The 14,075-nt window shown below is 32.8% G+C and carries 11 protein-coding genes; all 11 read left to right on the forward strand.

Features of this window, described 5'->3' with window-relative positions; genetic code table 11:
- Positions 1-29: 29 nt before the first annotated feature.
- The 11 genes from JOP69_RS01485 (at position 30) to JOP69_RS01535 (ending at position 14,032) form a co-directional block, all read left to right on the forward strand.
- The gene (locus JOP69_RS01485; protein ID WP_203393798.1) at positions 30-1,547 is read left to right on the forward strand and encodes an alpha-L-fucosidase; all 1,518 of its coding nucleotides are present in this window, start codon (positions 30-32) and stop codon (positions 1,545-1,547) included.
- 39 nt (positions 1,548-1,586) lie between these two features.
- Positions 1,587-3,227: a sulfatase gene (locus JOP69_RS01490; protein WP_203393799.1), complete on the forward strand. Its 1,641-nt coding sequence runs from the start codon at positions 1,587-1,589 to the stop codon at positions 3,225-3,227.
- A gap of 42 nt (positions 3,228-3,269) precedes the next feature.
- Positions 3,270-5,381 carry a hypothetical protein gene (locus JOP69_RS01495; protein ID WP_203393800.1) on the forward strand — a complete coding sequence of 704 codons (2,112 nt, stop codon included), beginning with the start codon at positions 3,270-3,272 and terminating at the stop codon, positions 5,379-5,381.
- A gap of 48 nt (positions 5,382-5,429) precedes the next feature.
- Complete coding sequence (locus JOP69_RS01500) at positions 5,430-5,864, forward strand: SGNH/GDSL hydrolase family protein (RefSeq protein WP_203393801.1); 435 nt, start codon at positions 5,430-5,432, stop codon at positions 5,862-5,864.
- Between the two features lie 51 nt (positions 5,865-5,915).
- The gene (locus JOP69_RS01505; protein WP_203393802.1) at positions 5,916-6,653 is read left to right on the forward strand and encodes a hypothetical protein; all 738 of its coding nucleotides are present in this window, start codon (positions 5,916-5,918) and stop codon (positions 6,651-6,653) included.
- A gap of 67 nt (positions 6,654-6,720) precedes the next feature.
- Complete coding sequence (locus tag JOP69_RS01510) at positions 6,721-7,755, forward strand: alpha-L-fucosidase (protein ID WP_203393803.1); 1,035 nt, start codon at positions 6,721-6,723, stop codon at positions 7,753-7,755.
- Entirely contained in the window at positions 7,715-8,233 is a 519-nt protein-coding gene (locus JOP69_RS01515; protein ID WP_203393804.1) for an alpha-L-fucosidase C-terminal domain-containing protein, read from the forward strand. Before JOP69_RS01510 ends, JOP69_RS01515 begins: the two co-directional genes overlap by 41 nt.
- 1 nt (position 8,234) lies before the next feature.
- Positions 8,235-9,650 carry a sulfatase gene (locus tag JOP69_RS01520; protein ID WP_203393805.1) on the forward strand — a complete coding sequence of 472 codons (1,416 nt, stop codon included), beginning with the start codon at positions 8,235-8,237 and terminating at the stop codon, positions 9,648-9,650.
- Between the two features lie 13 nt (positions 9,651-9,663).
- On the forward strand, positions 9,664-11,079 hold the full coding sequence (locus tag JOP69_RS01525) for a sulfatase (protein ID WP_203393806.1): 1,416 nt from the start codon (positions 9,664-9,666) through the stop codon (positions 11,077-11,079).
- Positions 11,080-11,103: 24 nt separating this feature from the next.
- On the forward strand, positions 11,104-12,516 hold the full coding sequence (locus JOP69_RS01530) for a sulfatase-like hydrolase/transferase (protein ID WP_203393807.1): 1,413 nt from the start codon (positions 11,104-11,106) through the stop codon (positions 12,514-12,516).
- A 10-nt stretch (positions 12,517-12,526) separates the two neighbouring features.
- Complete coding sequence (locus JOP69_RS01535) at positions 12,527-14,032, forward strand: arylsulfatase (RefSeq protein ID WP_203393808.1); 1,506 nt, start codon at positions 12,527-12,529, stop codon at positions 14,030-14,032.
- The last annotated feature ends 43 nt before the right edge of the window (positions 14,033-14,075 follow it).

Genomic DNA, 14,075 nt, shown 5'->3' on the forward strand with positions numbered 1-14,075 from the left:
TATACTAAAAGACTCTAAAATAAAAGAATATGAAACAAAAAATAGTATTAGTGCTGTTTGCCATTTTTACAGCAATTAATGTATCAAACGCACAAGAAAATTTTAAACCAGAATGGGAAAGTTTAAAGAAGCACAAACCTTCTCCGGAATGGTTTGCCGATGCAAAATTAGGTGTTTATTTTCATTGGGGAGTGTACAATGTTCCTGCTAATGGAAATGAATGGTACGGGCGTTTTATGTATGATAAAGATCGTAGAAAAAGTTGGGGTAAAGATATTTATGATTACCACACAAAAACCTACGGAAGAGATAAACAATACCACGATTTTATCCCAGAATGGAAAGGGGAAAAATTTAGTGCAAAAGCTTGGGTAGATATGTTTGAGCATTTGGGCGCAAAATTTATTGGAACTATTGCAGAACATCATGATGGTTTTTCGCTTTGGGAAAGTAAAGTAAATGAGTGGAATTCTAAAAACATGGGTCCAAAGATTGATGTTGTAAAAGAAATGGCATTGGAGGTTAAAAAACGCGATTTAAAATTCATGACCACGTTTCATCATGGTTTTCATATGATGTTTTTTCCAAAAAGTGAAAACAGTGGGCTTCGTCCATTAAGTGAGCACAATGCTGTGTACAAAAATAATGAAGTGCCTTCAGATCCAAAATACCGTAAGTTATATGGAACGATGACTTATCAAGAAGAATGTGACATTTGGTTAGGAAAATTAGATGAAGTAATAAATGATTATTGTCCCGATTATATTTGGATGGATTTTGCTCAGGGTTATATAAATGAAAAATACCGTAAACAATTTTTAGCAAATTATTTTAACAAAGCAGCTGAGTTAAATAAAGAAGTGGTTGTAAATACAAAAGGAGATTTTTTTCCAACGGATTTGGCAATTGTGAATTTAGAAAGAGCAACTATGGAAGATATTATGCCAGATGTTTGGGTAACAGATTTTCAGATAGGTAGTTCTTGGGGATACAATAAAGACAAGCGTTCTGCTATTAATCCGCAAAAAGCAATTAGAATTTTAGCTGAAGTTGTAAGTAAAAATGGTGTGATGATTTTAGCTGCAGCGCCAATGGCAGAAGGAATAATTCCTGAAGAACAAGTGGCTGCAATGAATGGAATTGGTAATTGGTTAGGAGCTTATGGCGAAGCAATTTACAAAACGCGTCCGTTTGTAGAATTTGGTCAAGGTCCAACAAAATTGGTAAAAAACCCTAATGATGATTGGAATGCTTACGGAGCAATTAAAGCAGGACTTCAAGATTTAAACGATCAAGATGTTCGATATACAAAAAACGGAAATACGGTGTATGCTATTCAATTAGGATGGCCAGGTGCGAAACAAGAAATTACTTTGGAAACTTTTGCAGGAAAAGCAAAAGATTTAAAAATTAAATCGATAAAAGTTTTAGGAAGTAAAGAACGTATCAAATGGAATAAAACAGCAAAAGGATTGACAGTTACATCACCTAAAAAAATGCCAGAATTTGGTGAAGCTGCCATTGTATATAAAATTACTTTAAAATAAGTATCAGATATAAAATCATAAAGTATAAATCAGAATAGTATGAAAACTCCAATGTTGAATTTTCTTGTTGTAACCGTTGCTTTTTTAAGTTTAAGTAGCTGTGGTGTTGATAAAAGTGAAGTAAAAGAACGTCAAAAACCGAATATCATATTTATCATGGCAGATGATCATACATCGCAAGCTATTGGTGCGTATGGTAGTCGATTGGCAAAACTGAATCCTACACCAACAATTGATAGATTGGCAAAAGAAGGAATTCTTTTTGAAAATGCCTTTTGTACCAATGCTATTTGTACACCATCAAGAGCAAGTATTATTACAGGACAATACAGTCAAGCTAATGGCGTGTTAGATTTAGACGGGAATTTGCCTGCAGACAGACAATATTTGCCTATCGAAATGAATAAATTGGGCTATCAAACGGCGGTGATGGGAAAATGGCATTTAAAAGATGCACCAGAAGCTTTTGGTTATTACAAAGTATTTTACAATCAAGGAGAATACTTTAATCCTGTAATGCGAGAAAAAGGAGCGTTAGATTCTGTTTCTAATTATAAGCTTTATAAAAAAACGGGAACGTTTCCGGGGAAAAGATACGAAGGTCATTCTTCTGATGTTGTAACGGATGCTTCTTTAAATTGGTTAAAAAATATTAGAGATAAAAGCAAGCCATTTATGTTGTTGCATCATTTTAAAGCGCCGCATGATATGTTTGAATTTGCGCCACGTTACAAAGATTATTTAGAAGATGTTACCATTCCAGAACCTGCAAGTTTATGGGATAATCAGAATAATGGTTCTATAGCTACTAAAGGAATTAATGGTTCTTTAATGGATACCATAGGTTCATCCGTCGGAAAAAGAAATGTAATTAGAAACATGGGGCAACATATGGAAATTGATCCAAATCTTTCTGATGATGAATACAAAAGACAAGCGTATCAAGAATATTTAAAAAGGTATTTGCGCTGCGTAAAAGGTGTAGATGATAATGTAAAACGTCTTTTTGATTATTTAGAAAAAGAAGGATTGATGGACAATACTATAATTATGTATACCGGAGATCAAGGTTTTATGCTGGGAGAACATGATTATATCGATAAAAGATGGATGTATGAAGAAGCAATGCGCATGCCGTTTTTGGTGAGATATCCTAAAATGATAAAAGCCGGAACAAGAACTGATGCCATTGTAAATAATACAGATTATGCACCAACCATTATAGAATTGGCAGGAGGTAAAACGCCATCTTATATGCAAGGAAACAGTTTTAGTGAGTTATTAGAAACGGGTAAAGAACCAGAAAATTGGCAGCAATCTACCTATTATCGTTATTGGATGCACATGGCACACAAGCACAACAATCCTGCTCATTTTGGAATTAGAACAAAAAAGTACAAGTTAATATTTTTTTATGGTGAACCATACAGAGATGATTTGGTGCATTGGAAAGGTAAAAAGAAAAGACCATTATTTGCCATGAATACGCCAGCAGCTTGGGAGTTTTATGATTTGGAAAAAGATCCGAAAGAAATGGATAATAAGTACAATGATCCTGCGTATGCAGAAATTATACAGCAATTAAAAAAGGATTTAAAAGAAAAGCGAAAGTCTTTAAATGAAGAGGATGCTAAGTATCCTAATATTCAGAAAGTAATTGAGGACAATTGGGATAAGTAGTTTTGATTAATTCGGATAATTTTAAACGTTAGAAAAGAAATAATGAAAAATAATTTAAAGAGTATTTTATTTTTGATAGTAGGTTTCCTGTTTTTAGGAAATGTTACTGCTCAAAATAAAGATTTTATAATCCATACAGATATAAATACAGGAGGTATCCAAAAGATTATGAATAAGGGTGATAAATACAAAATGAATTGGATTTTCAATTGTGATGGATCCGATTTAGAATGGTTTACACCTGAATATGCATGGGGACTTGGATTTATTACTCTAGAAAAATCAGGAAAGCAAGAAACCTATAAATGGAATTCAGTATCTGATATTTCTGAAAAGAATGGTAAAACAATATTGTCTTATGAATTTACAGATTTCACTTTAAAAATTACACGTTCTTTTAATGCTGATGGGGATTTAATTGAGAATTTCAAAATAGAAAACAACTGCTCGGAGACCTTAAAAGTAGTTGATATGGGAATTTATACCCCTTTTAAAGATTGGTATGCTGGTGGTGCAGAAGTATGTATGACGAGTCGTTGCAATACACATGTTTGGGCTGGTGGATATAATTCTTCTTATGTAAATGCTATTAGAATGGGAACTGAAGCACCTCATTTAGGATTAGTTGTAACGGAAGGAAGTATTCGTCATTATGAATTAATAAACACAAGAGATTTACCAAGAAAAGTAGCAGGTTCTAATTTACGTGGAGGAATTACACTAAAAGTGGAACCAACAACCATTAAACCAGGAGATAATTATGGTTTAACATGGAAAGTGTTTTGGCATAAAGGATATGAAGATTTCTACAAAAAAGCGTTGGAAAGTGGAACTGTAATTGCCGAAGCAGATAAGTATTTTATCCCTGTGGGAGAAACAGCTAAAATGCGTTTTAAATCAAAAAATAAATTAGAAAATGTAAGTTGTAGTGTTGATGGAAAGTCACTTAAATTGAAACAGAATGGGAATTTAATTTCAGTTGAATACAAGGCAAAAAAACCAGGAGACAAAATAGTAACCTTAAACTACAACGGAAAAAAGACGGTCATCAATCTTTTTTATTCGACTCCAACGGAAAAGTTAATGAAAAATAGAGTTGATTTTATCATCGATAAGCAACAAATGGGAGATAAAACGGATGAGAAATTCGGTGCTTATATGGTGTATGACAATGAAGAGAATGAAATTTATCCGAATATTCCTTTTAAAGTAGATCATGATGAAGGCGCAGAACGTTTGGGAATGGGAGTTGCCATTGCGAATTGGTTGCAACAATTTCCGAATTCGAATAAAAAATATAAGAAGTCTCTTGAAGAGTATTATCAATTTGTACGTTACAAATTACAAACAAAAGACTATAAAGTATACTCTACAGTCGCTCATAATAAAAGACATAGAGGATATAATTATCCTTGGGTAGCAGCATTTTATGCAGAATTATACAAGCAGACTAAAAATCCTGTTTACATAATGGATTGTTATCATACCATGCGAAAATGGTATAAAGAATTTGGATATGATTTTTATGCAATCTGTGTGCCTATCAAGAAAAGTATTGATTATTTGCGTGAAGCAGGTTTTAACAAAGAAGCTGAAATTCTGTTGAATGATTATAAAAAAGTAGCAATAGAGTATGACAAAAACGGTATTAATTACCCAAGTCATGAAGTAGTTTTTGAACAGTCTATTGTTTCTCCTGCCGTTAATTTTTACATGGAATTGTACTTAATTACTAAGGATAAACATTATTTAGAAGAAGGAGAAAAACATTTGGAAATCTTAAAAGCTTTTAATGGTCAGCAACCAGATTATCATTTAAATGAAATAGGAATTCGTCATTGGGATGGGTATTGGTTTGGTAAAAGACAATCTTGGGGAGACACAATGCCGCATTATTGGTCTGCACTTACTGGTCGTGCTTATATTTTATACTACGCAGCTACTGGGAATGAAGATTATTTACGTAGAGGGAAAATTTGCTTAGAAAACAATCTGTGTAATATTAGAAATGATGGAACTGGCGCTGCTGCCTACATCTATCCAGAAAAAGTAAATGGCGTTAAAGCGGAATTCTATGATGAGTTTGCCAACGATCAAGATTGGGCCTTGTTCTTCTTTTTGGAGATGAATGAGTTATTGAGTTGGAAAATTTAGTATTACCAAGAACAATAAAAGATTAAATATTAAAAAAAAAACATACAGATGAAATTTAAAATCACATTATTTTTTAGTTTGCTTATAATCGCTTCAAGCAGTTTATTAGCACAAGTTTCCAAAGAAAAATTTAATTTCGATCCAAATAAAACAGAGGAACTTAGAGTAAGGAACGGTTTGCCAAACTTCTTTAAAAAACTAAAAGCAGGCGAAGATGTAAAGATTGGATATATTGGAGGAAGCATCACCAATGGTGGGTTGTGGCGAACTAAATCTATAGAATGGCTTAAAAGTGAGTATCCAAAAGCAAATATTACACAAGTAAATGCTGCAATTGGAGGAACAGGTCCAGAATATGGAGCTTGTAGAATAAACAATCATTTGTTGATACACAATCCAGATATGGTTTTTATTGAATACAGAGTTAATAATGGTGGCGCGTATCAAGGGCGTGCTTTAGAAGGATTGATTCCACAAATTTGAAAAAAGAATCCGAATGCAGAAATCTGTATTGTATATACCATTGCAAAAGGTATGATTGCCGATATTCAAAAAGGAAATCAAACCAATGCAGGTAAATTTATGGAGCCAGTTGCCAATCATTATGGAATTACTTCTATAGAATTTGGATTGGAAGTTGTAAAGTTATTAAATGAAGATAAGCTTGTGTTTCAAAAAGGAGACAGTCCATCAAAAGGTAAAATAGTATTTACAAATGATGGTACACACCCGGTAGAAGCAGGGCATGATATTTATAGAGATGTTTTAGTAAGGTCTTTAAAATCTATTGAAAATTTTGGGACTCCAGGAAAACATATAATCCCTAAACCTTTGGCTGAAAATAATTTTTCCGGAGCTTCTTTAGTGCCAGTTACGAAAGCTAAATTTAGTAAAAATTGGCAAAATGTTGATTTAGGTGATGAAACGATGATCAATGATGATTTAACAGATAAAAATGGTGGTACTAAAACACTGTTTGAGAAAGCGATGAAAACTGAAACCATTGGCGAAACATTTACATTAAAATGGGAAGGATTTTTATTAGGTTTTACTTCAATATTAGAAGCTAAAGGAGCAATAAAAGTAGAAGTAACTACGGATGGTATTTCTAAAATTTTCGATATGAAATCTCGAAATGGAAAAACTCAAACCAAATATACTTTTTTGAAGGAACTAAAAAGAGGAGTGCATACAACCACAGTAAAATTGATAAAATTAGCACCAGGTAAAGTATTTCAAGTAGGTCAGTTTTTGGTGGTTGATCATCAGTAATATCAATGGGTTTTTAGAAAGTATTAGTTGAACTCAAAACGAAAAAGGAATATAACTTTCTCATAATATGAATACTAAAAAATATATAATTTTCTTGTTAATTGGAGTTTTATCAATCTCTTGTAAAGTAAAAAACGAACAGATTGCAGAAGCTTCAAAAGAACAATATCAGGCCAATTGGACTTCTTTAAGAAAGCACCAAACGCCTAATTGGTTCGATGATTTAAAGTTTGGTATTTATTGTCATTGGGGACCTCAAACAGTTGAGGTTATGTATAAAAAAGATGAAATTACTCGGTTGCAAGCTATCGAGAAATGGAAAGGAGATAAGTTTAGTGCTAAAAATTGGGTAGATGTAATGCAGAGAACAGGTGCACAATTTGGTGGTCCTGTAGCTTGGCATGGTAGTGGCATTGTAAATTGGGATAGTGATATTACAAACTGGAATTCTACTAAAAAGGGACCTAAAGTTGATATTTATGGCAGTTTGTCTAAAGAACTTCATAAAAGAGGAATGCCCGTAATTGCAAGTTATCATATAGGTGATTTTTGGAGTAGAATGTGGGGGCAAATAAGTTTAGAAAATAAATCAATTATAGATCCTACACAAGACAATTCTAAATATGCAGTTTCTAATAACGGACGAATTAGCGATGAAATTTTTGATGCGTGGTACGCCAGAATTTCAGAATCTGTAGATAAATATCAACCAGATATGATTTGGTTTGATACCGGTTTTGGAGGTACAGTTCATAAAGTATTAAAAAAGGAAATGGTAAATGGCCGTTTACTTCCAAATGTTTCTAATAAATTGATAAGTGCGCCAGAAACATATCAACAAAAAATGATTAGTTATTTCTTTAACAAGGGGTTAGAGTGGAATAAAGAAGTTGAGGTTATTTATAAAACGCATGATATTCCTGTTGGCATTGGTGTAAGAGATATTGAAGATGGAAATTTATTGGGTTTACAATATGATCCTTGGATGGCAGATGTAAACATGCAACGTCATTTTGATTGGCGCGCTACTTGGTTTTACAATCCTTTAAACAAAGTAAAAGATGCCGGCATGTTGGTTAGATATGTTAGTGGATATGACTAGTAAAAATGGTAGAATGTTATTAAATGTTCCTCCAAAAGCAGACGGTACTTTTGCAGAAGAAGTTAAAAAAGAACTCTTTGAAATTGGAGATTGGTTAAAAATGAATGGAGAAGCAATTTATGGTACCATGCCTTGGGTATTTTATGGTGAAGGCCCAACAGAAGTTACAAATCCGGGTCATCATGGTCAAGGAAAAAATCATGGAGATTTTATTCCAAAATACACTTCGGAAGACATTCGTTTTACACAAAAAGAGAATGTATTGTATGCTATTTGCTTAGACTGGCCAGGAGAAGAATTAAATATTAGAAGTCTAGGAACTTATGGAAAACTATATCCTGGTGATATAAAATCGGTTTCGATGTTAGGTAGTAATGAACAGATTAAATGGAGCCAAAACAAAGAAGGAATGCTTTTAAAATTACCTTCAACACAGCCATGTAAATTTGCAGTGGTTTTTAAAATTGAAAGAAAATAATATGCAGAAATTTAAAATACTAATCGCTTTTTGTTTATTGATAAACATGATGCATGCTCAGACCCAGAAAAAAAACTTCATCATTATTTTTACGGATGATCAAGGTTATGAAGATTTAAGTTGTTTTGGCTCTAAAAATGTCCATACACCTAATATAGATCAAATGGCAGCAGAGGGAATGAAGCTAACAAGTTTTTATGTAGCTTCATCAGTATGTTCTCCTTCAAGAGCGGCTTTATTAACCGGTAGAATGCCAAAACGCGCGGGAGTTCCCAAAGTTTTATTTTCTACTCCAGCCATTTTTAACGGACACGGATTGCCGCCAGAAGAAATTACAATTGCAGAACATTTAAAAGAAAAAAATTATGAAACCGCATTGGTTGGTAAATGGCATTTAGGTCATGAAAAAGAGTATTTACCTTTAAATCAAGGTTTTGATTCTTATTACGGAATTCCATATAGTAATGATATGTCTATTGCGCCTAATATGGAAATTTCTCCGGATGTAGTTTTAAATGATGGCTATACCATTGAACAGTTACATTCTGATGCAAAAAGAGTGGATAAACATTATAGTGAATTAAGAAACAAACCGCCTTTAATGAGAGGGAATAAGGTGATCGAATATCCTGCAGATCAATCAACTTTAACAAAAAGATATACCAAAGAAGCCATATCATTTATCAAAAAAAACAAAGAAAAACCGTTCTTTTTGTATTTCGCACATACGTTTCCACACAGACCAATTTATGTGAGCGATCAATTTAAAAATTCAAGTAACGGTGGTCCTTATTACGATGCTATTAAAGAAATTGATTGGAGTGTTGGTGAAGTTTTAAAAGTATTAAAGGAAAATAAATTAGATAAAAATACAGTGGTTATTTTCTGTTCAGATAATGGGCCTAATAGTTTAGGTTCTGCCAAACCTTTAAAAGGGAAAAAGTTTTCTACTTATGAAGGCGGACAAAGAGTACCAGGAATTATTTGGGCGCCAGGGGAAATTAAAGCAGGATCTGAAAGTGACGAATTAATTTCTTCTTTAGATATTTTTCCTACCATAGCTAAATATGCTGGAATTGAAATGCCCGATAATAGAATTTATGACGGATATGATCAAACGGCATTTTTAAGTGGGAATTCAAAAAAATCGGCAAGAAATGAAATGTATTATTATTCTGCAAATACAACAGTTATTGATGGAGTTCGTGCTGGTGATTGGAAATTTCTATATAAAGGACACAAAGTAAAAAATGCAGGGAAATTAAAAGGCGATGATTTGGTTGATAAACTATACAATGTAAAAAAAGACATTTCAGAAAAAAACAATTTGATTAAAACAAATCCTAAAAAAGCAGAAGAGCTTATTAAACTAATGAAAGCATTTGATGTAAAATTAGAAGAAGATATTCAACAATAAAAAAAAAGAAAATATGAAATATTTTGTAATACTATTTTTAGCATTGTTCCAAACAGCAATACTACAATCTCAAGTAAAAAACGTGATTGTTATTTTTACTGATGATCAAGGTTATGAAGATTTAAGTTGTTACGGATCAAATAAAGTAAAAACGCCTAACATAGATCAAATGGCAGAAGAAGGTTTAAAACTAACCAGTTTTTATGTAGCTTCTTCCGTGTGTTCTCCTTCAAGAGCAGCTTTGTTAACAGGTAGAATGCCTAAACGTGTTGGTATTCCTGGAGTTTTGTTTCCAAAGAAAAATGAAAAAGGATTACCTACAGATGAAATAACTATTGCAGAACTTCTAAAAGAGAAAAATTACGCAACTGGTTTGGTAGGAAAATGGCATTTAGGACATGCTAAAAAATACCTTCCGTTAAACCAAGGTTTCGATTCTTATTACGGAATTCCATATAGCAATAATATGTCTATTGCCTCAGGAATTGACATTTCGCCAAACGTTGTTTTAAATGACGGTTATACATTAGAAATGATGCATGCCGATATTAAAAAAGTAGATAGCGGAGAGAAAAAATACAAAAATGAATTAAAAGAAAAAGCGCCTTTGTTAAGAGGTAATGAGATTGTAGAGTATCCTACAAATCAAACGACTTTAACTGAGAGATATACAAAAGAAGCTGTTTCATTTATCAAAAAAAATAAAGAGAAACCTTTCTTTTTGTATTTCGCACATTCTTTTCCTCATGTGCCAATTTTTGTTGGCGATAAATTTAAAGGAATCAGCGGAAGTACTCCATATTATGATGCTATTGCAGAAATAGATTGGAGTGTTGGTGAAGTTTTTAAAACTTTAAAAGAAAATGGGTTAGATAAAAATACACTTGTTATTTTTACTTCAGATAATGGGCCAAATAGTCATGGTTCTGCAAAACCATTAAAAGGAAGAAAGTTTGAAACCTATGATGGAGGACAAAGAGTACCAGCAATATTTTGGGCTCCAGAAGAGATTAAAGCGGGCATTACAAGTGATGAAGTAGTTTCTTCGTTAGATGTTCTTCCAACTATTGCAAATTTCACCGGTATTTGCATGCCAAAAGATAGGGTTTATGATGGTTATGATCTTTCAAAATTTCTAAAAGGGAAAACGAAAGAATCACCAAGAAAAGAAATGTATTTCTATGGTTCTAATTCTACAAAAATAGATGGAATTCGTCAGGGAGATTGGAAATATTTAATTAAAGGGTACAGAAAAGCAGGTTGGTATAAACCTAAAGGAGATGATCTTAAAATTAAGTTGTTTAATCTGAAAGAAGATATATCAGAATCTGAAAATTTAATTGAAAAAAATCCTGAAAAAGCAAATGAGCTTTTAAATAAAATGAAGGATTATGACGCTGATTTAACAAAAGATATTTCAAAAAAATAAAAACCATTTTTAATTTTAAGACAGATGAAATGTAAAACCAATATTTTAAATTCCTTATTGATATTTTTAGTTTTTGTCCAACTTTCTGCACAAGAAAAACCAAATGTCATCCTTATTATGGCAGATGATGTAAGTTGGAATTGCTTTAGTACTTACGGAGCAGAAGATTATAAAACCCCAAATATTGATGCTTTGGCGGCAAAAGGACTTCAATTTAATCATTGTTATTCTATGCCAATTTGTACACCGTCTCGTGTAAAAATTATGACGGGTCAATACAATTTTAGAAATTATACTCATTTTGGATATTTGAATCCAAAAGATAAAACTTTTGGAAATTTAATGAGAGATAACGGCTATAAAACAGCCATTGCTGGTAAGTGGCAACTAAACGGATTGTACAATAAATTACCGGGAAGTTTAGATAAAACAAGACCATTTAAGGCAGGGTTTGATGAGTCTTGTTTATGGCAAGTAACTACAGAAAAAAAAGGAAAAAATGGAGGAGAACGCTTTTGGAGTCCGCCTTTACTTCAAAACGGGAAATTTCTTAGTATAGAAGATAATCAAGGAAAATACGGTCCAGATATTATGTCTGATTTTGTTTGTGATTTTATAGAAAAGAATAAGGATGCACCTTTCTTTGTGTATTATCCAACGGTGTTGGTGCACAGTCCTTTTGTTCCTACACCAGATACTATTGGTGATGGAGATAGGTCTCAAAATGCAAATCATACGCCGAAAGACAAAAAATTAAAAAAAGCCAATTATGTGGCAATGGTGAGTTATTTGGATAAAATAGTGGGTAAAATAGTTGATAAAGTTGAAGCTGTTGGTCAGTTAGACAACACAATTATATTATTTACTTCGGACAACGGTACAGCTTCTATTACTTCAAAATGGAAAGGAGAAAATGTTGTTGGAGGAAAAGGAAAAACCATAGATATGGGTACACATGTGCCGTTGGTTGCGTATTGGAAAGGACATACGCCAAAGGGTGTTCAAAGTAACGATTTAGTAGATTTTACAGATTTCTATGCAACAATTGCAAGTGCTGCAAAAATTAAACTTGGTAAAGACGATCCTATTGATGGACGTAGCTTTTTACCACAATTAGAAAATAAAAAAGGTAATCCAAGAGATTGGGTGTTTTGGCAATATCAACCCTATTGGGGGAAATTTGAAGGAATTCAGTTTGTTAGAAATCAAACTTATAAATTATATAAAACAGGAGAGTTATATGATATTCCGAATGACTTGCATGAAAAAAACAATTTAAAGTTAGATACAAACAATATTGAGGCTCAGAAAGCTAAAAATAATCTTCAAAAAGTGTTAGATGTAGCACCACCAGCACCATTAGTTGTTGGAGGTAGATATGCTAAAAAGCGAGAAGTGTATCCAGATTGGAAGAATATTGTAAATCCTAATGATTAAAAATAAAATAATGAGAACAAAACAATTCCTTAAAATTTTAGTGCTATTTTGTTTATTCGCAAATACTATTTCAGCACAAAACAAACCCAATATTGTAGTTATTATGGCTGATGATATTGGTGTGGGAGATATTGGTTTTTATCACAAACAACGTACAGGGAAAGAACCAGTAGTGCCAACCCCAAATATTGATAAATTAATAGACCAAGGAATGCGATTTTCTGATGCGCATTCACCGGCTTCGCTTTGTGCTCCTACACGTTTTTCTATGATGACGGGTAATTTTTCATATCGAAATAAAAAAGGACCTTGGGGCGTTTGGGGACCAGATAGAGATGCAGGAATAGAACCAAACTTTACAACAGTAGCGCGTGTCGCAAAAAAAGGAGGATATAATACCGCTTTTTTCGGGAAATGGGGACTTGGTGGCGATTGGGATGCGAAGCCAAAGAGTATTTCTGGTTACGAAAACGTACAAAAAGGAGCTGGTTATTATGGTTTTGATTATTCTGTTGCTTTGCCAGAAGGCATTCAAAATGTTCCGTATGCTTTTTATGAAGATGGAAAATTTATGAAACTTAAAGACGATTCTAAAATTACAAAAATTCCTTTTGAGCAACTAAAATATTCTGACGAGAATAAAAGAAAAGTAGGAGGTAGTGTTGGTGATTCTAATTGGGATCCTACATTAGCTGGACCTGTTTTGGCTAATAAAGCGGTTACTTATATCAACCAACAATCAAATACTAAAAAACCGTTCTTTCTTTATTATTGTAGTCAGGCAGTACATTTGCCACACGCTCCTTCATCAACATTAAATGGAGAAAAAATTGCAGGTGCTACACTAGAAACGCATGGCGACATGATTAAAGAATTGGATGTTCAAGTAGGTATGATGATTGCTGCTTTGAAGAAAAATAATTTATATGATAATACGCTTATAGTATTTACTTCGGATAATGGTGGACTTCCAAATTATAAATATAGTCCGAAATTAGAAAAACTAGGTCATGATTCTAGTGATGGTAAGAATGGATATAAAGGTTCCATTTATGAAGGTGGACATAGAATTCCGTTTGTTGCCGTTTGGTCTGGACATATAAAACCAAAAAGTAAATCGGATATTGTTATGGTTGGTCATGATATGATGCCAACAATAGCAGCAGTTACAAATGTTAGTTTAGAAAAAGAAGTAGTGCTAGACGCTGCAAATTTATTACCAATTCTAACAGGTAAATCCGAAGCTCCTATTCATAAATATTTAATGCATCAAGCTCAAAAAGGGAAAGGTGGTTATTACGCTATTCGCGAAGGAGATTTTAAATTAGTGATGTCTGTAACTAAAAGAGATGTTTTTGATGATTTAAAGGTTGATGGGTTGTATAATCTTAAGGATAATGTTTTAGAAGATCCATCAGGAAATCTTAAGGGAAAAGAAGTGTACAAAGAAAAAATAAGTCAATTGAAAAATAAGTTTTTAGAATTGAGAAAACCAGGTGCAACTACTCTTTATTAAGATAGGTAAACTAATATTCAATACTAATTATTTAGATGGTGCT

It is taken from the genome of Polaribacter sp. Q13 (assembly GCF_016858305.2).
Classification (GTDB): Bacteria; Bacteroidota; Bacteroidia; order Flavobacteriales; family Flavobacteriaceae; genus Polaribacter.